Below are 22,297 nucleotides of genomic sequence, written 5' to 3'. Positions count from 1 at the left end.
TTACTCCAAAATTCCTTGTTCTTCATAAAATTTCTTTGCTCCCGGATGAAGAGGTGCAATTAAGTCTTTAGCAATTTCATCACGCTCTAATTGTTTAAGTGCTCCGACTGCAACTTCATCTGTTCCCAGATATTCGTAATATCGTTTTGTCATGTCATAGACGACATCTTCGCTTAGATCAGGAGAAACGATAATCATGTTTTGAATACCTACTGTTTCTACTTTATTTTCTAACTCATATTGAGCTTCGTTGCCTGCTTCAATCGTATATTCTTTATAGAATGGATATTTCTCCATCAGTTTTTCAGCAGTATCCCCTTTGATTTCTACAAAGTTAATGTCCGTCTGCTGCATCAAATCAGTGATATTACTGTTTGGTACTCCGGATGTAAAGAATGCCGCATCCAGATTTCCGTTTTTCATTTCCTGTACACTGTCAGCGTAGCCAGTATGCGTCACTTTAGATAAATCGTCGTAAGTCACTCCCACAGACTCCAATACTTTCTTCGCACTTTGTTCTACTCCGGAACCCACCTTACCAACACCGACTTTTTTACCTTCTAAATCTTCGATGGATTCAATCCCACTATCTTTCAAAGCAACTACTTGGACAACATTCTGATACATGCCAGCCATTGCTTGTACATCAACAGAGCCACCATCGAATTGCCCAGTACCCTCAATCGCATCATATCCTACATCACTCATGATAATTGCCATCTGGTTCAATCCATCCTGAATGTTCTGAATGTTGGCGACGGAAGCACCAGTGGACTCCACCGTAACATTGCCAATTTGATCACTTTCTTCAAAAATAGGCTTCAATGCTCCGCCGATCGGGTAATAGGTTCCGGATGTACCACCTGTACCAAATACAATTGATTGTTCACCAGAACCACCGGAATCTCCTTCCGAACCATCCGCCTCATCATTACCACCACAAGCAGCCAACAGCATGACAATTGCTAAAGTAAAAATAAATGATAATCGCTTTATCATATAAAAACCCCCATTTCGAAATATAAACTAATTACATGTTACCGCTTACATCTCATTTTTTGAATATTATGACCATATTGGACATTTTGGTCATTTTGGTCACTATATTATTACCCTCGAGTTCCTTAAAGAAGGAAAATAAAAAAGGCCACCTCATTCCAAATGAGATAAGCCTGTTTAATGATTGATTTTATATCGATTTACAGGGCGTCCAACACCGCCATACTGAATATCAAGGACGACTTCCCCGATATTTTTCAAATAATCCAGGTACCTTCTTGCTGTTACACGGGCAATGCCAATCCCATCTGCAACTTGTTCTGCAGAAAGGGCTTCCTCTTGCCCCCTTAAGAAAACCGTTATTTGCTCCAGCGTCTGTTCATTCAATCCCTTGGGTAGTTCTTTCGGGGAAGATGGCAACGGTTTGGTGCCTGTCAGGACATCATCAATTTGCTTCTGGGCCAGCTCTCCCTCACCGGAAAAACGTTGATGCAGGTCCCGGTAGCGAGTCAGCGCCTGCTCCAGGCGTTCGAACTTGAATGGTTTGACTATATAGTCCGTCGCGCCCCGCTGCAGCATTTTTTTAATCGTTCCTTTATCTTTGGCAGCTGTAATTACAATGACATCTATATCCAGCTGTTCCCCTCGAAGCTGTTCCAGCGTTTCCATCCCATCTTTTTCAGGCATATAAATATCTAACACAATCAAGTCTGGTTTAATTTTCCTGGTGAGCTCCATTCCCTCTTCTCCGTCAGAAGCGATTGCTTCCACTTGAAATCCAGGGACGCGTTCGATGAACTGCCTGTTTACTTCCTGAACCATCGGATCATCTTCAATCAACAAAACTTTTATCACGGGTGATGTCATGCTTTTTCCTCCTTCAAGTTCATCGGAAATATCAACAAGACGCTCGTCCCTTCCCCTGGTTGAGAAATAACTTCTATTTCACCCTGTCCTTTTTCCACTGTTTTATGGACGAGATACAAACCATAGCCTGAACCACCTTCCCCTTTCGTGGTGTAGCCTTTCTCAAAAATATGATTCTTTTTCTCTTTTGGAATTCCTTTTCCATTATCCTCCACTGCTATGGAACAGACGGTATCATCCTGTTTGATGGAGATATCCACCCATTTCTGATCCCGTTTGATACCATGGAAGGAGTGGAAGGCATTTTCGATTAAGTTTCCTAAAATCAGTACAAAATCATGTTTGTCCAGTAACGGGGGATAACTTTTCAATTCACTGGTTTCATCAATGGAAACCTCTATCCCTATTTCTTTCCCCCGGCTCACCTTACTGAGCAGAAGTCCGGAAATACTGTAATCTTTCATTTTCGTAATCAAAAACCGGGATAATTCTTCTTGTTTTTCACTAGCGTCAAATACAAATTCCAGCGCCTGCTCCTTTTTGTCCAATTGAATCAGTCCTGCAATTGTATGAAGCTTATTTAAATGTTCATGGTTCTGTACCCGTAGTGCATCGACAAAGGCTTTCACACCAGTTAATTCTTCAGCAAGCTTCGTTGCCTCTGTCCGGTCCTGGAAAACTGCGACAGCACCTACGATTTCATCCTCCACACGGATGGGTACGCGGGTACTCATAATCAACTTGTCCCCGACCCGCATTTCTTCATGATAGACAGGAGCCCCTTCCTGTAATACTTTTAATAATTTGGTCTCACGCACAACAGATTGAATTGGATCGCCAATCCGGTCTCCTTTTATATCAAGAATTTGTTTCGCTTTATCATTAAGAATCGATATGCTTCCGTTCTTATCGATTGCGACTATCCCTTCATTCATTGCCTGGAAAGTTGCTGTTCTTTCTACTAATAGCTGTACAATTTCATAAGGCTCCAGTCGAAAAGTCTGGTCTTTCAAATGACGGGCAAGCAGCCAGGAACCGATCACCCCGAATAAGGCAGTTAAAAAAAGAACAAATAGAATTTCTTTTTTTATATCATTTAAAATTTCACCAACGGATGGAAGGATATTCCCAACAATTGCCACTCCGATTTGTTCGTGATTCTCACTCATAATGGGAACGAACGCACGGATAGCCGTCCCCATCTCCCCTTGCGCTTTAGCGGTATAGCTGTGTTCTGCAAAGGCAGGACCTTCATCTTTACCGGATGATACGGTACCTAGCTGATCAGCAACGGGGTGAGAATATCGAATCCTGTTCATATTCAAAATAACAATATAGTCCGCATCGTTCACGGTTCGAATCCGTTCTACAATGGGGTTTATTTTTGTCCAGCCGGCTGGTTCTGTCAAATTTTCTTTGATATCAGGAAGGTTGGCGACCGTCCGCCCGGTGATCATGGCGTGTTCTCCCAACGCATCTTCTTTTGATTCAATCGTATTTCCAATTACAATAATCCCACCGATCAGAATCGAAAAAAGAACGACCCCAAATGACAGGATGGTGATTTTCCAGCGGATAGGCATATGCTTGAGTGTCATGAGGAACCTTCCTTCCATCAGGCTATACCTAGTGTACCATTTATTCTTTAGTGTGTTACACTATTGAAAACGATTACGAGCGAGGTGGCAGGATTGCGCACAGTCATCACGATTACGGCTTTTATCATTACCGGAATTTTCACTGCCCTGTTTTTCGGATTCGATTTGAGTAATGCCTCCAGCTCTCTGGAATATGATGATGAGCAGGAAGGGATCAAAGATAAGATTGTCATCCAATTCAGTCATGTAGTGGCAGAGAATACCCCGAAAGGAATGGCAGCCAGAAGATTTGCATCTCTTGTAGAATCACGTACCAACGGGGAAATTAAAATCCAAGTGCATTCCAACGGCACGCTCTATAGTGATCAGAATGAGTATGAAGCACTGAGAGAGGGACGGGTGGAAATGATTGCACCTGCCACTTCTAATTTAACGAAACGTTTTCCGAAATGGCAAGTTCTCGACCTCCCATTCGCTTTCCCTTCCTATCAAGCTATAGAGGAGGCCTATCAGGGGGAAATCGGGGAAACACTGCTCAGTGACCTTGAACAGGATGACATCAAAGGATTGACCTTTTGGTATAATGGTTACAAACAAGTTACCAATAGCAGCCACCCAATCTTAAATCCCGAGGATTTTCATCGTCTCCATTTCCGGATAATGCCTAGTCCTGTCATAGAGTCCCAGTTCGAACAATTAGGCGCCAGTACCAGTGAACTTCCTTTTAATAAAACATATCGTAATCTTGAAGTGGACTTCGTCAACGGCCAGGAAAACACTGCTTCCAATATTTATTCAAAAAAGTTATTTCAGGATCAGTCCTATATGACTATCAGTAACCATGGTTACCTTGGGTATGCCGTATTGATCAATGAAGCGTTTTGGAACAACCTTTCTGACGAACATAGAGAAATCATCGAAGGAGCGATGACAGAAACCACGAACTGGGTTCGACGCCACTCCATTGAAATGAACGACGAGTCTACAAGAAAATTGAGGCAGGAAGAGAACCTGCAGATTGATTACCTGACACAAACGCAACAGGAAGCATGGGAGCAGCGGCTCCGTCCGATTTATGAAGAAACAGAATCGATGGTAGGCTCAAAGTTAATGAAGAAAATATATAAATTAAAGGATAAATACAGTAATTAACTAGCTTGTAGGAGGAGAAAACATGAATACAATTTTTGTAGCCGGGCATTCGAAGTTACCAACTGGAATTGCAGCCAATCATATTTCGGAATCCTTGACGCTGACTCTGGAAATCGATAAAAAATACGGGGTCATTGTGGACGCGTCCTGCACACTGGCAACCGATCACGGCAGAGAATACGTAAAAAATCTGTTAAAAGGGTACAGCCTCAAGGAAGGGTTGGATGAGCCTTTGCAACAGCTGGAAAACGGTTATCGAGGGAAAGCAGGCAATGCTATTGCAGCTGCCTTAAAAGATTCCTATAAACAGTATCAAATGCACGACTAAAAAACCGCTCCTTGTGAGCGGTTTTTTAGTATATAATTCTTCCGATATCAATGTGTTGAAACGAAACAGCTTAATTCGTGACAAGACTTGGCTTCAGTTCATTTGTCGCCTTCAAGTGGTCCTGAGGAGGGATCCGGTGAACAATTTCTTTCCCGATTTCTAAGGATGCCGTAGCGGCCGGTGAAGGCGCATTACAGACATGGATCGACTTCTTCCCTGGGATGATATAGAAATCATCCACGAGACGACCATCCTTCAACATCGCTTGTGCCCTTACCCCCGCATGAGTAGGTACTACATCATCCACCTGAATTTCCGGGACAAGTCGCTGCAGGCTTTTGACAAAGGTTTGTTTATGGAAAGATCGCACCATCTCTTTCAAGCCTTCCTGTAAGTTACTGCCCGCCATTTTCCAAAAGCCAGGAAAAGTAATCGTCTCCAGCGTATCTTTCAGGTGAAAGGCTGTTTTATGGTACCCTTCCCGTTTGAAGCTCAGTACAGCGTTAGGACCCGCATGAATACTGCCATCAATCATCCTGGTTAAATGGACGCCAAGAAAAGGGAAATCCGGGTTCGGAATCGGATATATCAGGTTTTTCACAAGGTGGCGTTTATCATCTTTCAACGTGAAATACTCGCCGCGGAATGGTACGATTTTCACGTCTGTCTGTATCTTAGCCATCTTTACCAGGCGGTCACTATGAAGCCCGGCGCAGTTGACCAAGAAACGGGACAGGATAGTCTGTTTATCCGTGTCGATAAATACCTCCCGGGATGATTCATCAATATTTAATACCTTCGTACCAAGCAGCAAATCTACCCCTGCTTCTTCTACTAACCTCGCCAACGTCTCGGTTACTTGTTTATAGTTGACGATCCCTGTTGTCGGCACCTTCAGGGCCGCTTTCCCGTTGACGTGGGGCTCGATTTCCAGCAGTTCTTCCCGACTTAGCCAAGTAGCATTTATGCCATTCTGGTGTGCGTTCTTATATAGCTTTTCCATTCTTGGCAGCTCTTCCTCTTCGGTCGCCACCAACACTTTTCCGCAAACCTCATGATCGACACTATGCTCTTTACAAAACGCTACCATGGAAGCGGCGCCCTGCTTGGCTAGTCTGGCTTTCATGCTCCCTGGCTTGTAATAGACACCGGAGTGGATGACCCCGCTGTTGCGGCCAGTCTGATGACTCGCCCAGGATTGTTCTTTTTCTATGACGGCTATTTTGGCAGCCGGATATTTTTTAGTAAGAGAATAGGCGGTAGATAATCCGACTATTCCCCCACCGATTATGGTGAAATCATACATGCTGACTACTCCCTCCTCATCCAACGCTTACTCTGCGAATCTTCCTCGCTGACGCAGCAATTCTCTATGCAATTCCGTATTTTTTTCGAACGCTTCACGGCCATGCAGCCAGAAGTGGTTATTCAGCATGATCAAGTCGCCTTCCGGAAGATCAAGACCGATTGTGGCCGGCGAATTTTCCATGGAATGGGACAAGTCCTTTAGATACTTTGCCTGATCGATAGTTTCCGGGTATACGAACTGGTCGATGAAACAAATGCAAGGACCATTATTATGCTCATAGAAAGTCTGGCGCAGTATATCTTCTGAGACGTTTTTACTTGCAGGCGCTTTGTATGTGAATTTATATTTTGCCATCGGATGATTATAAAAATAATCCATCTCTTCCCAATCATCTAGATGAAGCAAACGGGAGCGTCCGCCAACGGCATTTTCTTCCTCGAACTTCATCATCAGCAGCCAGTCCGTCGGCTCATCGACATAGGTACCATCGGTGTGCAATGTGAACGTCCGGTATGCCTGGCGAAGATAGGAATCACTATCATCTGTATGCTTTACCGTAAAACGTGCGTAGTACTTACCTGACATCGCATCGAAGTTCGGCGTACCGACAAGATGGGTCAGTGCCGTAGAAAACTTCACATAATCCTGATCGTCTTTCGTCCGGCCCTGCAGCCCAATGGTAAACCCGCCTGTATTACGGTCATGAAGAATACCACGGATTGTCTGTACAAACTCTTCTCCTACTAACTCTACCAGTTTATCAGCCGCCATCAAACGCATATATGGAACATATTCCAGCTGCTCATCACTGACATCCTTTAAGTCTGCTACGAATTTATCAATGACATCGCTTTCAAATTCAATATGATAGAGACGGTGGTGGTCCGGATGCTGCTCCACCTTATAACCTTTTCCAGTTTGAAGCTCTAATTTACCTTTTTGTAGATCCATCGCACACATTGTTAAAAACCTCCTGATATTTTTAATAGTTTTTGGCTGCTGACGGGCCCTTCAGCGATTAAAAAAAGCCAGTATTGTCCCTTAATTTCAAGGAAAAATACTGGCTTCTAAACTGCGTGGGTGCTCTGGCGCTCAGAGCTCTGGCAGTTTTGACAGTCACTTATTTATTTGAACATTAGTGATAAATTAGCAAACCGGCTTTGAAAGGGGAGACCTTTCTAAAGGTTGCTTTCTGTTATCTACTATATAGGAATCTAAATTTTCTGTCAATAATATAATTAACTTTTTCACTATACTTATAGTAATTGTTAAGAGCGCGTACACTTTTGTAACCTTTAAAGCTCATCGTATTTTTCATAGTCGATCGCCTGGTATAGCTCTTTCCTGGTCTGCATATCTTCAAGCATACTTTGCTGTGTTCCTTTTTCATAGATAGTTCGATACACACGCTCCACAGCTTTGGCAGCTACGCGTAGTGATGTAACAGGATAGATCACCATTGAGAATCCAAGTGCAGCAATTTCTTCAGCCGTCTTATAAGGGGTTTTACCAAACTCGGTCATATTGAAAAGCAATGGAACATCCAGCCGGGAAGCAAAATATTTCATTTCTTCATCTGTTCGCACGGCTTCAGGAAAAATGGCATCCGCTCCAGCTTCCATATAGTATTTTGCTCTATCAATAGCATCTTCCCTGCCAGTGACCGCTAACGCATCGGTACGTGCGACGATGACCAAGTCGGGTTCTGCTTGTTTCATCAAACGTATCTTTTCTCCTACTTCTTCTTTAGCTGTCAATTGCTTGCCATCCAAATGTCCGCACTTCTTCGGGAAAACCTGATCTTCAATCTGGACAGCGGCTACCCTGACTTTTACTAAATCACGGGCCAGCCTTGCTACGTTAAAAGCCTCTCCATAGCCAGTGTCGATGTCAACGAGCAATGGTAAGTTTGTAGCATCGATAATTTCTTCTGACTTGTGAACTAGTTCTTCGTGAGTCATTAATCCGATATCAGGCAGCCCTTTACTTGCAGATAATGCTCCTCCCGATAAGTAAAGGGAATTAAAACCAACATCTTTTGCTATGATACCTGATAATCCATGATGAGCGCCCACCAGCCGCATTAATTCCTTGTTCTTCATCTGGTTTCGAAATGATGTACTCAATTCCTTCTGCCCTGTTCGCTCGTCCATCATCCATGACATCTACAATCCCCCCTGCTCTACAAGTTCCTTGAAATACGCATGGACTTCTTTATCTGGAAGTTTCTCCTCGTTATGAAGATTTAATAGATGCTCCGTCCGTTTTTTTGTATATCGAACTTCCATATTTTTAAGAAACTTAGCTTCTAATAGAGGATAGCCCTCTCTCCTTCGCTCACGGTGGCCGATTGGATAGCGTATCTCCACCCTTTCTGTTTTGCTTCCATCATTAAAGTGAACCGTCACAGCGTTAGCGATTGAGCGCTTATCAGGATCCAGATATTCTTCGGTATAGTCAGCATATTCTACCACTTTCATTTTTTCTCGAAGCTGATCAATCTCAGGATTAGCCAGTGCAAAATCATCTTCATAATGGTCGGCTTCTAGTTTTCCTAACAGCAGTCCCACAGCGGTGATGTATTGGATACAATGGTCACGGTCAGCCGGGTTATTCAATTCCCCTGTCTTGTCGATAATCCGCTTGGCTGATTCCTGCGTTTCAATAACGATCTCTTGCACCTCACCCACTCTTTCCTTCACTTGCTCGTGCAATAGGATGGCACATTCGGCAGCAGTTTGAGCATGAAATTCAGCTGGAAAAGATATTTTAAATAAAACATTTTCCATCACATAATCTTTCATTTTACGGGAAAGTGTCAGATCTTTTCCCCCTAACATGACATCTTGAAATCCCCATGTTTTAGCACTGAGTGCTGTCGGATAGCCCATTTCATCTTTCACCGCCATTAATGCAAGGCGGACTCCACGACTGGTCGCATCACCTGCTGCCCATGATTTACGGGATCCCGTATTCGGAAAATGACGGTAAGTCCTCAAGCTTCCATTATCAATCCATGCATTACTGACAGCATTCATCACTTGTTGTTTCGTGCCATCTAACATGGCTGCAGCGACTGCAGTGGTTGCAATTTTAACGAAAAGCACATGATCGATCCCCTGTCGGTTCATGCTATTGCTTAAGGCCAGAATCCCCTGGATTTCATGTGCCTGGATGGAACGGTAGAGCACTTCTTTCATAGTCAAAGGATCTTTGCCTTCTGACAGACGTTTGCGAGAAAGATAGTCCGCTAAAGCTAATATACCTCCAAGATTATCGGATGGGTGCCCCCATTCCTCTGCAAGCCAGGTATCGTTATAATCTAGCCAGCGAATTAATAACCCGATATTGAAGGCAGCCTGGACAGGGTCCAATTCATAAGAGGTCCCGGGAACGCGCGCACCATTAGGTGTCTGTATCCCTGGTACAATCGGACCCAAGTGTTTTGTACACTCTGGATATTTCTGTGCAAGAATCGCACACCCGACGGAATCCAGCAAAACATAGCGGGCATTACGATAGGCTTCTTCACTGAATTGCTGTTCTTCTGTCACGTAAGCAGCGATTTCTTCAATTACTTCATCAAATACTTGCATGTTCCTTTCACCTCTTAATCTTGTGTAACATCTTTTTTGCGAATTCTTATTAGTGGCACGACAAATGACAAGGCACTGACAATCAATAAGGAAATGGAAATAGGATCAGAAACAAGGATTGCCAGATTGCCACCCGATGCGGTCAACGCCTGTCGCAACGCCTGTTCCATCATTCCGCCCAGGATAAAGGCAAGTATGAATGGGGCTGCAGGAAATGAAAACAAGCGCATCAAGTAGCCGATCACCCCAAAAATGAGTAATAAATAAAGGTCAAATGTACTGAAGCTGATAGAATATACACCAATTAAGCTGAAAATGATGACAAGAGAGATCAGCATCGGCCGGGATATCTTCAATATTTTTGCGATATAAGGGATCAATGGTAAGTTAAGAATCAATAAAAATACGTTTCCGATATACATACTGGCAATAATCCCCCAGAAAACTTCCGGACGATCCTGTACTAGCAGTGGACCAGGCTGAATGCCCAGAACCAGAAATGCCCCCAGCATGACGGCAGTAGTACCAGAGCCAGGAATACCTAAACTTAGCAACGGAACGAATGCACCGCTCGTAGCAGCGTTGTTGGCTGTTTCCGGTGCAGCCACTCCTCTTACCGAGCCTTTCCCGAATTCTTCCGGCTTCTTGGCTATCCTTTTTTCAGTAATATAACCGATAAATGACGCAATTGTTGCACCGGCGCCTGGGAGCACACCAAGAATGAAACCTAAGAAAGATTGTCTGGTCATCGGTCCTTTCATTTCTTTAAGATCTTCTTTACTCAACTTCAAATTGCCGATGTCACTTTGTTTGCTTAACGATTTGTCTTTTCGATTTATGATTAAGAAACAGACTTCTGCAATGGCAAAAAGTCCAAGAGCTATGACAAGAAAGTCGATACCTTCAATAAGATTAGGGGTTCCAAACGTAAAGCGGGTAGTCCCTGTCTGGGCATCCATCCCAATCGTAGCTGCTATGAAACCTAACGTAGCTGATATCAATGCTTTAATCGTCGAACCTTCCGATAGACTTGAGATTGCAGTAAGTCCTAGAAACATCAAGGCAAAATACTGCGGGGGACCAAACGAAACTGCTACCTGTGCGAGAGCTGGCGCGAACAACATCAATAGAACCACCGAAACAGTTCCTCCTGTGAAAGAGGAGATAGCTGCAATTGCCAGTGCCTTACCAGCCTCTCCCCGCTGCGCCATTGGGTAGCCATCGAATGCGGTTGCTACTGTACCTGAAATCCCCGGCGCGTTTAATAAAATTGAAGAGGTTGAACCGCCAAAGACAGCGCCATAATAAACCCCAGCCATCATCACCAAAGCAGTGGAAGGATCCATTCCATATGTGACTGGAATCATGATAGCAATAGCACTGATCGGTCCCAAACCAGGCATCATTCCAATTAATGTCCCGGTTACAACGCCAATCAAAACGAACATGATTCCTTGTAAACTAAATGCAACTTGGAAGCCTTGCATCAGGCCGTCTAATGCACCCATTTTTCACCAACACCTTTTAAAATGGTAATATTCCTTGTGGTAAACGAATCTGTAATAAATAGTTGAATAGATAATACAAAACGGAAGGAAAAATAAGTGATACCAATAAATTGCTCACCCATCTGTTATAACCCAGGAACCAGGAACAGAAGAAAATAAACAATGCCGTAGCTATCAGGAACCCGACTATTTCAAATAAGAAAATATATAAAAAGATCATTCCTCCGACTGCAAGTATGACCATCAATTCTTTTTTGGGCACGCTGCGTTTTTTCTTTTGTTCTTCCGTTTCGGAGGACTTGTCAAAGAAAAGCAATACGGCTAATCCAACCAGGAGGTACCCAAGCGCTTTCGGCACAAGATCGGAATCCACAGGAACATATGGGTATTCCTTCAAGTTGTAACTTAAATACAGATAACCGATTCCAAACAGTATGAGAAAGACACTAATTTTTTGATTCATCGTTTTAAGCACATGCATCACCTTCATAAAAGATTTCGAGTTTGCAAGAGAAGGGTCTGCCTTCCTGAACCGCCATTTGGGCGGCATGAAAGTAGTCAGACCCTTAAGTAAACAAACTCGCATGTTCTGTTTATTGACCTAAGCCCAGCTCTTCCAGCAGGCTTCCTAATTCGTCATTTTGTTCTTTTAGGAACTCCTGGTATTCTTCACTATTCATGTACATTTCGTCCCATCCGTACTGGTCACGAAGCTCTGCGAATTTATCAGAGTCGCTGACTTCCTTGAATTTTTCTTCATAATAAGCAACTGCTGCAGGATCCATGTCTTTCGGACCGAAGAACCCTCTCCAGTTAACGAAGGATGCATCGATTCCCTGTTCTTTAGCAGTTTCAAAATCAGATAAGACATCTCCATCCAGTCTTTCTTCTGAAGTGACACCTAGAACTTTAATTTTCCCTGCTTTTACTTGTTCCACTGTTTCAGCTACACCTGTGGAATAAACGTCGGCACTTCCATTCAAAATCTGTGTAAGCGCTCCGCCTTCCTGTTCAGAAACATATTTGATTTCCTGGATATCCACACCCGCCGCCTTGGCGATTTTAACGAATTGCATGTGATCCATGGAACCAGGTGAAGATGCTCCAACTACCGTTACGCTCGAAGGATCTTCTTTCATATCGTCAAACAAATCATTGAGGTTGTCCCACTCGGCATCTTCAGAAACAGCAAATGCACCATAGTCTGCAATCATATTGGATAGTGGTGTGAAATCTTCATAGGACAAGTCTGACTGCCCGTTTAACGGAACAAATATTAATGGAGGAGACGATACGAATAAATTGTGCGGATCATTCGTGCTATTGATGTAAGACCAGCCTACAGCGCCTCCGCCACCAGGCTTATTGACAACACCAATATCTGTATCTACAATACCTTCCTCTTCCATAATCTTACCGACACTTCTGGCTGTTGTATCCCAGCCGCCACCAGCGCCACTAGGAGCTACAATTTCTATATTCTGCTCTGGCTCCCAGTCACCTCCGCCTTCTCCAGAATCCGCTTCTGAATCAGCGCTTTGATCGCCGCAAGCTACTACAAATACAAGTAATGATAAAATAGCCATCATCCATAATTTCTTCATGTAAATATCTCTCCCTTTCAAATTGTAATCTTTCATTAACTTCATGGTAAAAGAAAGAAATGGTTTTGTAACCGTTTTCAAAATATTCTGTTTTAAAGGCAATAAAAAAATAAACCACATAAAATTTATGAGGTTATACAAAAAACAGCCACCGTTTTCACGGTGGCTAGTCAGGTATGCAAGTAATATTTTCTTTCTGGTCTTCCTACTTTACCGTACCGCATTTCTGCCTTTCCTTCTTCTATAGAAATCAAATACTCCAAATAGCGCCGGGCAGTAGTTTTGGACGCCCCCATCTGATCACTTGCCTGTTCGGCGGTCAGACCGTCTTTAGCTTCTGCAAGCATGCTTCTCACCTTATCAAGGGTAAGTGGATCTATTCCTTTTGGCATATTTTCATTCGGAGGGATAGTATTCTTCCTGCTGCCAATCAATTGATCTACCATATCCTGATCGAAGGTATCCGTCGAGTCTATCATTTGTTGCTTTTCTTGATAATCATGGATAGTTTTTTTGAAGCGGTCAAGAGAAACCGGCTTAATGATATAGTCGATAACACCATATTTCAAAGCTATTTCAATCATTGCTTTATCATTGGCAGCTGTGATCATAATGATATCTATCGTAGGAGAAAGCTCTCTAACATCATGCAGCAATTCCGTCCCCAGCCTATCTGGCATATAGACATCCAATAATAATAAATCTGGTTGTTCGTCAGCTATGAGTTCAAGAGTTTCCTTTCCATTCAATGCTTTTCCGACTACTTGGAATCCTGTTATTTCACTTAAAAATTTTTCATGGAGCTGTGCCACCCGAAAATCATCTTCCGCGATCACTACCTTAATCATTGAAGCCACCTCCCTTTTTAGGTATGAATATTGAAAACATTGCTCCCTCACTGGATGTCTGGCTGATTTCCATCGTCCCACCAAGTTCTTCTACAATTTCGTTCACGTTCGCTAATCCAAAACCTCGGTTTTGACCTTTTTTAGTGGAAAATCCTCTCATGAACAAATACGGCATTATAGAGTCAGAGATGCCAGGTCCATTATCTGTAATTTCAAAAACAATATCACTGCCGAGATCAGTTGCAAAGAAACTCACCTTTTTCTCTTCCTGACTACTTACCGCTTCGAAGGCATTGTCAATGATATTACCTAATATCGTTACCAGCTTAGAACGATTGATATGTTTTGGAATTAATTGAAGAGATGATTCACTATCAATTGAGAACTCTACTTTTTGTTCCGACGCTTTACTTATTTTCCCCAACAGAATAGCCTGTACCGTATCATCTTGAATTTGATCAAATAAGATACGGTTTTGATTTTGGGAAGTTTGAAACTCGCTTTCTATCAAATCTACAGCTTCCTGATAATTTCCTAATTGAAGCAGGCCAAGCAAAACGTACATTTTATTGGTAAATTCATGGGTTTGCGCCCTTAAGTCCTCAGAATACCGCTTCACTTCAGAAAGAGCATTAACCATTTCTCTTACCTCTGTCTTGTCTCGAAAACTGGCAACTACCCCGACGACGTTGTCATTCTCGAGAATAGGTGTGCGATTGACAATGATGACCCGGTCTTTCAGAATCATTTCTTCATTATGTTCAGGCATGCCGGATTCCAGGACACGAAGCATTTGAGTATTCGGTAATATATCTTCGATTGGTTTCTTGTTCGTATCTTCCTCTATATTCAACATAGCTTTTGCTGATTGATTGATCATCGTAACGAGGCCTTGATGATCAATTGCAATGATTCCTTCCTTCACCGAAGAAAGAACAGCCTCCCTATCGCGGTACAGCGAGGCTATCTGGAAAGGCTCAAGCCCCATCGTGTCCTTCCGTATACTTCTAGCCAGCATAAAACTTCCAAATGTGCCGAGAAGAAGAACTGCAATAGAAATACCACCGATATCCATAAATTTCTGCAAGGCAGCTGAGTTGATATCATCAATCAAAAAGCCGACGGACACAATCCCGATGATATCTCCATCATCATCTAAGATAGGTGCCTTGCCCCTCAGCGACGGCCCTAATGTACCTTCTGCTTTTGAGATATAATATTCACCATTTTTCAAAGCACGATCGTTATCTCCGCCAACCATTTGTTTCCCGATTTTCCAAGGGTCAGGGTGCGCATAACGAAAACTATCCTGATTCCCTATGACGACAAACTCTGCACCTATCTCTTTTTGTACGCTTAACGCTATCGGCTGTATAATCTCTGCTGGATCATCCCTATTAAATGCCTCTTTGATGGTCGGCATAAAAGAAAGTGTAGTCGCAGCCTGTAGTGCCAGCTGGCCCATTTTTTCCTCTGTCTCCTGCTTTTCCCAATATGCAAACACTCCAGAGAGTATAATGATAATCGAAACAATTAATGTGATTACCAGCCCAAGGATTTTTGTTTGTAAGGAAACATGGAAACGGCTAGTCATGATGAGAGAACTCCTTTACGTAAAGCGCTTTTATTTTAGTTTATTTTAACATGTCAGGACAGGGTTGAAGCGAAAATAAAAAAAAGCCTCCCCTGATATGGGAAGGCTTTTCACATTTTGCGGCGAAGGACCGATGACCACATTCATCGTTTAGCTTATGCAAGCAAATCCTGTCGTCTTACGCAAATTAGCTCATCGCTCAACTACTATACCACGGCAAAACACCAAACACAATCTTTCTTTTTATAATACTTTACTTAAGAACTCCTGCGTCCGTGGGTTCTGCGGGTTTCCGAAGAGATTTTCGGGTATATCTTCTTCCATGATAATCCCTTCATCCATGAACAATACCCTGTCGCCAACTTCCCGGGCAAAGCCCATTTCATGTGTAACGACCACCATGGTCATGCCTTCTTTGGCAAGGTCCTTCATTACAGCTAAAACATCCCCCACCAGTTCCGGATCAAGGGCTGATGTCGGTTCATCAAACAGCATGATTCTTGGTTCCATCGCAAGTGAACGGGCAATGGCGACACGCTGCTTTTGCCCCCCTGACAAGCTCTCCGGATAAACATCGGCTTTATCGCTTAGTCCGACTTTATCCAGCAAAGGCAATGCGACTTTCTTTGCTTCGTCTTTGCTCAGTCCTTTAACTTTAATAGGCCCAAGGGTGATATTCTCCATGACCGTTCTGTGTGGAAAAAGGTTAAAATGCTGAAATACCATCCCGACCCGGGAGCGTACTTCATTAATATTAACTTTCGGATCCGTAAGGTTTGTGCCTTCAATCAGAACATCGCCGGAAGTCACCTCTTCCAGTAAATTCAGACATCGAAGGAACGTACTTTTTCCGGAACCGGATGGCCCGATAACGCAGACTACTTCTTTTTCTTTAACTTCTGCATTAATTCCTTTCAATACTTCAACGGAACCAAATGATTTATGCAAATCTCTAACGCTGATCATCATACGTCAAGTCTCCTTTCTACCCTTCTCAAGTAAACCGCTGTCGGCACAGTGATGACTAGGTACATGATACAAACCATCGTCAAAGCCTCAAAAGCGGCAAAGGTCGCACCGTAATACTGCTGCCCCATATATAGCAGCTCCCCTACGGCAATAACGGAGAAAAGCGAGGTATCCTTCAAGCTGATAACAAACTGGTTACCAAGCGGTGGAATCATTCTTCTGAAAGCCTGCGGCCAAATAATGTAGCGCATCGTCTGGTTACGAGTCAGACCGATAGATCTTCCTGCTTCCTCTTGCCCTTTATCAATCGAGTAGACAGCACCACGAACAATCTCGGCGATGTAGGCTCCTGCATTGATAGCAATAGCTATAATAGAAGCAGTTATTTTATCAATATTAACTCCTAACAAATCGGAAAGACCAAAATAGATGAAGAGAATTTGTGCAAGAATCGGTGTTCCACGGACGACTTCCACATAGACAGTCGCAATACCGTAGATGATTTTACTTTTAGAAAGACGGGCAAAACCGAAGATAGCTCCGAGGATAAAACCGAAGATCAATCCGATACCTGTAATCAATAATGTCCATACCAGCCCTTCGAGCAGCATGGGCATAACCCGGTAATAGTGGGATTGCGTAATAAAATCCATGAATGTTCGCTCCTTATTCTACGTTTTGTGCATCATATAAATTGACTACAAAAAGAAGATTTTATAATTTCCTAGACTAAAATAAAAGCGCAACAAGCTAATCACTTGCTACGCTTTTAAGATCAGCTATGACTTCTTGGTGACTTGTCTATTATTCAGAGGATTCTGTGCCGTATTTACGCTCACCGAACCATTTTTCATAGATGTCATCGTACGTACCATTCTCTATGATCGTTTCTAACGCCTGGTTAACATCTTCAACCAGCTCGGAATCTTTAGGGAATGCAATACCATATTGCTCCCCTTGCAGAATATCTCCGACAGTTTTCAGTTTTGCAGAGTCATTGGCGACATAATATTGTACGTTCGGAACATCATACATAACAGCATCCAGACGGCCGGACTCCAAGTCCATGTATGCTTCTACAATACCAGGGAATGTTACAAGATCAGCATCCGGATGGTTTGCTTTAATATATTCTTCACTGGTTGTCCCGGAACGAGTACCTACTTTTTTACCTGCCAGATCATCTTCCGACTTTATCTCTTCATTATCTTTATTAACAGCAATCATCAAACCTGCATCGTAGTACGGATCTGAAAAGTCGATTGTTTCTTTACGTTCTTCTGTAATAGTCATCCCTGCAATTCCGATGTCATAACGGCCGGACTGCATTCCACTGACTACCCCATCAAATTTCATAGACTCGATCTCCACCTCAAAGCCAGCTTCATCAGCAATCGCTTTGATCAGATCGATGTCGAACCCTTCCATCTCACCTGTTTCTTCGTTCAAAAATTCAAATGGAACGAAGTTATTATCTGTCGCAACTGTATACTTTTCCGTTGCATCGCCAGTGTTACAACCAGCTAATAGTAGAGCGGATAATACAATTGTCAGTATAAATAAGTACCCTTTTCCTTTTCTCATTTTCTTGTCCCCCTTTTTATGTGCGTAATTAATTATCTCAAAAGTCACGATTAAATAAAATTTTCTGAATAATGAATATTATGTCATATTTATGCAAAATTAGTGATTTTTATAACTTTTTCGGTTGATTGCTAATAATTGCAGCCAATTATTACGTATTACTACTGTTTACGAAAGATTTACAATTTGACGATAACCTGTAAACTATATCAACTAACATTTTTCTAGTATTTTACTAGGATTTTTCACCATATTTATAGAACTAAGTACTTATAAAATTGCAAGGAGTGATAGAATGAACTTCCTGGTTAACTGGATCGATTACTTGATTTCAAGCAAAAAAACATTTATCTATTCTACATTCAGTCTGAAAGAATACTATAAAGTCGTTTCCAAACTTAAATCGTCTTCCATTAAGTACCGTGTAGCCTCCAATGTTCACTTATCAGGTAATACAGGCGTAACGAGTAATAATTATGGCAATGAATATAAGTTTTATGTAAAAAGGGAAGATAAACATAAAGCATTAGAAGCCATTCATTCAAAGAGTTAGATAGGGATGTGACAGAAAGAAACCGCCTGGAGAACCAGGCGGCTTTATACTTTATAATAAATTTTCCTGTAACCGGAAGCAGACAACTTTTGGTTCAGTCATCGATTCAATAGCGTACCGGACACCCTCGCGCCCAATGCCAGAACCTTTGACACCGCCAAACGGCATGGCATCAATCCGGTAATCGCTGCTGTCATTAATCATGACACCACCGACATTCAAACCTTTGATTGCATGGAAAGCATGATTGATATCAGAAGTGAATATCCCTGCCTGCAAGCCGTAATCCACATCATTGGAACGCTCAATGGCTTCATGCAGGTTTGCAACAGGAGTGATCAGGACAACTGGCCCGAATATTTCCTCATATGCGATTTTGGCTGTCTTTGGTACATCACTTAAAACAGTAGGATAATAGTAGCTTCCTTCTCGTTTGCCGCCAGTATGGAGCTTTGCTCCTTTCATTAATGCTTCGTTCACCCAGCTTTCGACTCGTTTGGCTTCCCGTTCATTAATCATCGGACCGACATCCGTCAGTTCATCCATTTTATCTCCGACCTTTAATTCAGACGTGCGACTGATGAACGTATCAAGGAAGCGGGAGTAAACGTCTTTTTGAACGTAGATTCGCTGAACCCCGATACAGTTTTGGCCGACTGCAGAGAAAGCACCGGAGACACAGGATTGAACCGCATCGTTCAGGTTAGCATCGTTCAATACGATTACAGGAGAATTGGATCCAAGCTCCATGCTCACTTTTTTAGGGCCTGCCTGTTCCGATATCTTCTTCCCGGCATCCGGGCCGCCTGTAAAGGATAAAACTTTAACAGAAGGGTGAGTGACGAGTGTTTCACCGATTTCACGTCCTGAACCAGTAACCACGGATAAGAATCCATCTGGCAATCCAGCGTGGACGAAAGCTTCCGCTAACATCAAAGCACTAAGCGGAGTGACAGATGCTGGTTTGACAACAATAGCATTCCCGGCTGCGATTGCGGGTCCGACTTTATGGGCGACAAGGTTCAGTGGATCATTGAATGGGGTAATCGCACCGACAACCCCTACCGGAAACCTGTAATGATAGCCGACACGGTTTTCACTGCCTTCATTTTGGTCAAAATTAATCGTTTCCCCGTTGATCCTGCGCGCTTCTTCGGCACTAATCTGAATCGTCTGGATAGCCCGCTTCACTTCCCCACGAGCTTCATTGATTGTTTTGCTTCCTTCCGAAGCAACTGTTCTGGCAAAATCCTCTGCATTTTCTTTCATATAATTAGCTGCTTCCGATAACACTCGAATCCGTTCGTGGGTTGGCCAGACTGCCGTTTTCATATAAGCCTCTTCTGCTTTTTCAATCGCGGTAAGCATATCCTTACTGCTCCCCAAAGGTACTGAAGCGATTGGACGATTATTTTGAGGGTCAACCACCTCAAATGTTTGATTCGAATGGACCCATTCTCCGCCGATCAGCATCTTTACTGCTTTCACTTTGGTATGCATTTCAACACCACCTTCCTTAAATTTTCGCCGTAGTCTTCTGTCTTTGGTAGTCAATCAGGTCAATCAATAAGGAGAAACCTGTTTCTTTAAGCCCGGCACCTGCCCCCGTCAACATGATTGGTCCTGCCAGATCACATTCATAAAGAATGGCATTTGTTGCACCTGTTACGCCTGCCAAAGGATCATCCGCGTCTAATAATTGTGGTTCAACAGAGGCGGTAACCTCTCCATTCTCTTTCTTCACCTGCGCCAATAATCGCCATTTCTTATTATCTTTCAGGGCTTCATTGACCATTTCAAGCGTCATATCACTGATACCTTTGCATGGGATATCCTTTGATGAAATTGGCGTACCCATTAGATATCCGGAGAGGATAGCCGCTTTATAACGGGCATCATATCCTTCCACATCATTCGTCGGGTCTGCTTCTGCATACCCCAGCTCTTTGGCTTTTTGTAGAGCTGCCTCGTAGGAATTACCTTTTTCCATTTCTGTAAGAATATAATTTGTTGTACCGTTTAAGATTCCTTTGATCTCCGTTATTTCATTGCCTGCAAGTGTAGCTATTGGCATTCTTAATGCTGGCGTTCCGCTCATAACAGTACCTTCGAAGCCCCAGTAAGCCCCGTTTTTCTCTGCAAGCCCACTAAGTTCTTTGTAAGCGAGCGCCACCGGTCCTTTGTTCGTGGTTACGACACTTTTTCCTTTTTCAAACGCTGCCCGGCAATGGTCGATGGCAGGCTGTCCGGTTTCCACATCAGTAAAAGTAACCTCGACAATCATATCGGCATTAGTATGCTGAATTGTTTCCATACTATTGAGTCCCTTGACCACGCCAGGCTCGTCAGGGTAGTTCTCCACATTACCCGTCTCCCTTACTGCTTCGAGCAACTGAGCAACATTTAACCCATCAGGTTTATAAACTGCACCTTTCATCATATCCGAAACCGCAACCACTTCTGCATCAAGGCTATAACAACTTTCCAGCTGCCCCTTCCTCTCCAACAGAATTTCTGCCAGCGCCTGCCCGACACCACCAAAACCGACAAATGCTATTTTAGTCATCGACCTTCCTCCCTTCTTCGATTTGTAACAACCTGTGAGCGCTATTCATTAAAATCGCTGCACCAATTGGCAGGGCGTTTTCATCTATTTGAAAGTCACCTGAATGCAGCTTTCGTTCTGGTGTCCCTTTCTTAGCGCATCCGAGAAAAAACATCGCTCCTGGCTTTTCAGCTATCATATGAGCGAAATCCTCGCCACCCATACCAAATGGCCCCTCATGGATTTTCATATTGGGGTAGAGATGTCTGGCAGCTCTCCTGATCACTTCATTCACCCGTCTATCATTATCTAAAGCAGGCTCTCCAGTTTCGATTTCCAGCACATAAGTTCCACCCAGTGGCGGAATGACATTAGCTACCTGTTCTAATTCCTGGACTAGCCGGGCCCGCATATCCTTCGTGTAGGAGCGTATGGTACCAGTGATTGTCACTTCATCAGGAATGACATTTGCCGTCTCCCCTCCATGAATTTCTCCTACACTGATGGTACCTACGGAAAGTGGGTCTATTTTTCGGCTTATAATACTGTACAATCCTTGTAAAAAGTAGCTCGACATCCAAATCGGATCCGTGGCCAAATGAGGATAGCCGCCATGGCCGCCAGTCGCTTTGATTGTCATGTGGAAATTATCGATATTTGCCATGCTCGGTCCGTCATTCACCTGAATTTCACCTGTCGCATGCCAGGGGCATACATGTAAAGCAAGGAATACATCGATGCTATCCAAAAGTCCGGACTGCAGCATCAATGGTGCCCCGGTTAACCCGGCATCGTTGGTGTCTTCTTCTGCCGGTTGGAAAATGAACTTGATTGTACCCTTTAACCTTCCTGCCTTTGCATCTTCACTTAATAGTCTGGCAGCTCCTAACAGCATAGCCGTATGGGCATCATGACCACAGGCGTGCATTATACCTTGGTGAATGGATTGATATTCCGCATCATTGTGTTCGTTAATAGGCAAAGCGTCCATATCTGCACGCAACCCGATGACAGGGCCCTCTCCATTGCTCAGGGTAGCCACAATGCCATACCCGCCGACATTGGGGTGGATATCAAAACCCCCCATCGCTTTAATCTCGTGGAGAATGTATGCACTCGTCTCTTTTTCCTGAAAACTTAATTCCGGATGGCGGTGCAAATGGCGCCGCCACCGGATCAATTCTGCTTTTATTCGTTCGGCATTCACGGTTGCCGGGTCATGTTTAATTTGCACAGGGACCCC

At 43.3% G+C, this 22,297-nt stretch carries 21 protein-coding genes; 3 read left to right on the top strand and 18 right to left on the bottom strand.

Annotated features, from left to right (window positions below):
* From FHS45_RS16730 to FHS45_RS16720, 3 genes are all read right to left on the bottom strand, one after another.
* Positions 1-999, bottom strand: coding sequence for a TAXI family TRAP transporter solute-binding subunit (locus tag FHS45_RS16730; RefSeq protein ID WP_062439711.1), 999 nt, complete (start codon positions 997-999; stop codon positions 1-3).
* 177 nt (positions 1,000-1,176) lie between these two features.
* Positions 1,177-1,866, bottom strand: coding sequence for a response regulator (locus FHS45_RS16725; RefSeq protein WP_062439714.1), 690 nt, complete (start codon positions 1,864-1,866; stop codon positions 1,177-1,179).
* Positions 1,863-3,464, bottom strand: a complete 1,602-nt coding sequence (locus tag FHS45_RS16720; protein WP_062439716.1) for an ATP-binding protein — start codon at positions 3,462-3,464, stop codon at positions 1,863-1,865. Before FHS45_RS16720 ends, FHS45_RS16725 begins: the two co-directional genes overlap by 4 nt.
* A 93-nt stretch (positions 3,465-3,557) precedes the next feature.
* On the opposite strand from FHS45_RS16720, the gene FHS45_RS16715 reads away from it, so the two are divergent.
* The gene (locus FHS45_RS16715) at positions 3,558-4,616 is read left to right on the top strand and encodes a DctP family TRAP transporter solute-binding subunit (protein WP_062439719.1); all 1,059 of its coding nucleotides are present in this window, start codon (positions 3,558-3,560) and stop codon (positions 4,614-4,616) included.
* Between the two features lie 22 nt (positions 4,617-4,638).
* Positions 4,639-4,944 carry a DUF3870 domain-containing protein gene (locus FHS45_RS16710; protein WP_062439722.1) on the top strand — a complete coding sequence of 102 codons (306 nt, stop codon included), beginning with the start codon at positions 4,639-4,641 and terminating at the stop codon, positions 4,942-4,944.
* A gap of 70 nt (positions 4,945-5,014) precedes the next feature.
* Here FHS45_RS16710 and lhgO read toward each other — a convergent pair whose 3' ends face one another.
* The 12 genes from lhgO to FHS45_RS16650 all read right to left on the bottom strand — a co-directional run bounded on the left by lhgO (position 5,015) and on the right by FHS45_RS16650 (position 17,956).
* The gene (gene lhgO / locus FHS45_RS16705) at positions 5,015-6,250 is read right to left on the bottom strand and encodes an L-2-hydroxyglutarate oxidase (RefSeq protein ID WP_062439725.1); all 1,236 of its coding nucleotides are present in this window, start codon (positions 6,248-6,250) and stop codon (positions 5,015-5,017) included.
* 27 nt (positions 6,251-6,277) lie between these two features.
* Positions 6,278-7,213 (bottom strand): glutarate dioxygenase GlaH, encoded by a 936-nt coding sequence (glaH, locus tag FHS45_RS16700; protein ID WP_062439728.1) that lies wholly within the window; start codon positions 7,211-7,213, stop codon positions 6,278-6,280.
* Between the two features lie 335 nt (positions 7,214-7,548).
* The gene (gene prpB, locus FHS45_RS16695; protein WP_062439734.1) at positions 7,549-8,418 is read right to left on the bottom strand and encodes a methylisocitrate lyase; all 870 of its coding nucleotides are present in this window, start codon (positions 8,416-8,418) and stop codon (positions 7,549-7,551) included.
* Complete coding sequence (locus FHS45_RS16690) at positions 8,419-9,849, bottom strand: bifunctional 2-methylcitrate dehydratase/aconitate hydratase (protein WP_062439738.1); 1,431 nt, start codon at positions 9,847-9,849, stop codon at positions 8,419-8,421.
* Positions 9,850-9,863: 14 nt separating this feature from the next.
* A complete protein-coding gene (locus FHS45_RS16685; protein ID WP_062439742.1) occupies positions 9,864-11,357 on the bottom strand; it encodes a tripartite tricarboxylate transporter permease in 1,494 nt (497 codons plus the stop codon).
* Positions 11,358-11,373: 16 nt separating this feature from the next.
* Entirely contained in the window at positions 11,374-11,820 is a 447-nt protein-coding gene (locus FHS45_RS16680; protein ID WP_243847164.1) for a tripartite tricarboxylate transporter TctB family protein, read from the bottom strand.
* Between the two features lie 130 nt (positions 11,821-11,950).
* Positions 11,951-12,961, bottom strand: a complete 1,011-nt coding sequence (locus FHS45_RS16675; RefSeq protein WP_062440630.1) for a tripartite tricarboxylate transporter substrate binding protein — start codon at positions 12,959-12,961, stop codon at positions 11,951-11,953.
* 170 nt (positions 12,962-13,131) lie between these two features.
* On the bottom strand, positions 13,132-13,809 hold the full coding sequence (locus FHS45_RS16670) for a response regulator (RefSeq protein ID WP_062439744.1): 678 nt from the start codon (positions 13,807-13,809) through the stop codon (positions 13,132-13,134).
* Positions 13,802-15,403: an ATP-binding protein gene (locus FHS45_RS16665; RefSeq protein WP_062439747.1), complete on the bottom strand. Its 1,602-nt coding sequence runs from the start codon at positions 15,401-15,403 to the stop codon at positions 13,802-13,804. Before FHS45_RS16665 ends, FHS45_RS16670 begins: the two co-directional genes overlap by 8 nt.
* A 243-nt stretch (positions 15,404-15,646) precedes the next feature.
* The gene (locus FHS45_RS16660) at positions 15,647-16,369 is read right to left on the bottom strand and encodes an amino acid ABC transporter ATP-binding protein (RefSeq protein WP_062440633.1); all 723 of its coding nucleotides are present in this window, start codon (positions 16,367-16,369) and stop codon (positions 15,647-15,649) included.
* A complete protein-coding gene (locus FHS45_RS16655; protein WP_062439749.1) occupies positions 16,369-17,025 on the bottom strand; it encodes an amino acid ABC transporter permease in 657 nt (218 codons plus the stop codon). The genes FHS45_RS16660 and FHS45_RS16655 overlap by 1 nt, the downstream gene beginning before the upstream one ends.
* A gap of 151 nt (positions 17,026-17,176) precedes the next feature.
* Positions 17,177-17,956 (bottom strand): glutamine ABC transporter substrate-binding protein, encoded by a 780-nt coding sequence (locus FHS45_RS16650; RefSeq protein ID WP_062439752.1) that lies wholly within the window; start codon positions 17,954-17,956, stop codon positions 17,177-17,179.
* A gap of 295 nt (positions 17,957-18,251) precedes the next feature.
* Between FHS45_RS16650 and FHS45_RS16645 the strand changes: the two genes are divergently transcribed.
* Positions 18,252-18,509, top strand: coding sequence for a hypothetical protein (locus FHS45_RS16645; protein WP_062439754.1), 258 nt, complete (start codon positions 18,252-18,254; stop codon positions 18,507-18,509).
* A gap of 51 nt (positions 18,510-18,560) precedes the next feature.
* Here FHS45_RS16645 and FHS45_RS16640 read toward each other — a convergent pair whose 3' ends face one another.
* The 3 genes from FHS45_RS16640 to FHS45_RS16630 are packed head-to-tail and all read right to left on the bottom strand — an operon-like array spanning position 18,561 to position 22,288.
* Positions 18,561-20,009 carry an aldehyde dehydrogenase family protein gene (locus tag FHS45_RS16640; RefSeq protein ID WP_062439757.1) on the bottom strand — a complete coding sequence of 483 codons (1,449 nt, stop codon included), beginning with the start codon at positions 20,007-20,009 and terminating at the stop codon, positions 18,561-18,563.
* Positions 20,010-20,025: 16 nt separating this feature from the next.
* On the bottom strand, positions 20,026-21,075 hold the full coding sequence (locus FHS45_RS16635) for a homoserine dehydrogenase (protein ID WP_062439759.1): 1,050 nt from the start codon (positions 21,073-21,075) through the stop codon (positions 20,026-20,028).
* Complete coding sequence (locus tag FHS45_RS16630) at positions 21,068-22,288, bottom strand: M20 metallopeptidase family protein (RefSeq protein ID WP_229717930.1); 1,221 nt, start codon at positions 22,286-22,288, stop codon at positions 21,068-21,070. The genes FHS45_RS16635 and FHS45_RS16630 overlap by 8 nt, the downstream gene beginning before the upstream one ends.
* Between the last annotated feature and the right edge of the window lie 9 nt (positions 22,289-22,297).

The organism is Thalassobacillus devorans, from assembly GCF_011761345.1.
In the GTDB taxonomy this organism is placed as follows: Bacteria; Bacillota; Bacilli; order Bacillales; family Halobacillaceae; genus Thalassobacillus; species Thalassobacillus devorans.
The sequence above is the reverse complement of the archived record's forward strand: the minus strand, read 5'-3'. Positions and strand labels throughout refer to the sequence as shown.

Excerpts from the sequence above, each read along its gene's own strand:
- FHS45_RS16635 (WP_062439759.1), bottom strand. The coding sequence starts at position 21,075 with ATGACTAAAATAGCATTTGTCGGTTTTGGTGGTGTCGGGCAGGCGCTG.
- lhgO (WP_062439725.1), bottom strand. The coding sequence starts at position 6,250 with ATGTATGATTTCACCATAATCGGTGGGGGAATAGTCGGATTATCTACC.
- FHS45_RS16710 (WP_062439722.1), top strand. The coding sequence starts at position 4,639 with ATGAATACAATTTTTGTAGCCGGGCATTCGAAGTTACCAACTGGAATT.
- FHS45_RS16640 (WP_062439757.1), bottom strand. The coding sequence starts at position 20,009 with ATGCATACCAAAGTGAAAGCAGTAAAGATGCTGATCGGCGGAGAATGG.
- FHS45_RS16670 (WP_062439744.1), bottom strand. The coding sequence starts at position 13,809 with ATGATTAAGGTAGTGATCGCGGAAGATGATTTTCGGGTGGCACAGCTC.
- glaH (WP_062439728.1), bottom strand. The coding sequence starts at position 7,213 with ATGTGTGCGATGGATCTACAAAAAGGTAAATTAGAGCTTCAAACTGGA.
- FHS45_RS16680 (WP_243847164.1), bottom strand. The coding sequence starts at position 11,820 with ATGAATCAAAAAATTAGTGTCTTTCTCATACTGTTTGGAATCGGTTAT.
- FHS45_RS16645 (WP_062439754.1), top strand. The coding sequence starts at position 18,252 with ATGAACTTCCTGGTTAACTGGATCGATTACTTGATTTCAAGCAAAAAA.
- FHS45_RS16720 (WP_062439716.1), bottom strand. The coding sequence starts at position 3,464 with ATGACACTCAAGCATATGCCTATCCGCTGGAAAATCACCATCCTGTCA.
- FHS45_RS16675 (WP_062440630.1), bottom strand. The coding sequence starts at position 12,961 with ATGAAGAAATTATGGATGATGGCTATTTTATCATTACTTGTATTTGTA.
- FHS45_RS16690 (WP_062439738.1), bottom strand. The coding sequence starts at position 9,849 with ATGCAAGTATTTGATGAAGTAATTGAAGAAATCGCTGCTTACGTGACA.
- FHS45_RS16730 (WP_062439711.1), bottom strand. The coding sequence starts at position 999 with ATGATAAAGCGATTATCATTTATTTTTACTTTAGCAATTGTCATGCTG.
- FHS45_RS16655 (WP_062439749.1), bottom strand. The coding sequence starts at position 17,025 with ATGGATTTTATTACGCAATCCCACTATTACCGGGTTATGCCCATGCTG.
- FHS45_RS16685 (WP_062439742.1), bottom strand. The coding sequence starts at position 11,357 with ATGGGTGCATTAGACGGCCTGATGCAAGGCTTCCAAGTTGCATTTAGT.
- FHS45_RS16725 (WP_062439714.1), bottom strand. The coding sequence starts at position 1,866 with ATGACATCACCCGTGATAAAAGTTTTGTTGATTGAAGATGATCCGATG.
- FHS45_RS16660 (WP_062440633.1), bottom strand. The coding sequence starts at position 16,369 with ATGATCAGCGTTAGAGATTTGCATAAATCATTTGGTTCCGTTGAAGTA.
- FHS45_RS16665 (WP_062439747.1), bottom strand. The coding sequence starts at position 15,403 with ATGACTAGCCGTTTCCATGTTTCCTTACAAACAAAAATCCTTGGGCTG.
- FHS45_RS16650 (WP_062439752.1), bottom strand. The coding sequence starts at position 17,956 with ATGAGAAAAGGAAAAGGGTACTTATTTATACTGACAATTGTATTATCC.
- prpB (WP_062439734.1), bottom strand. The coding sequence starts at position 8,418 with ATGTCATGGATGATGGACGAGCGAACAGGGCAGAAGGAATTGAGTACA.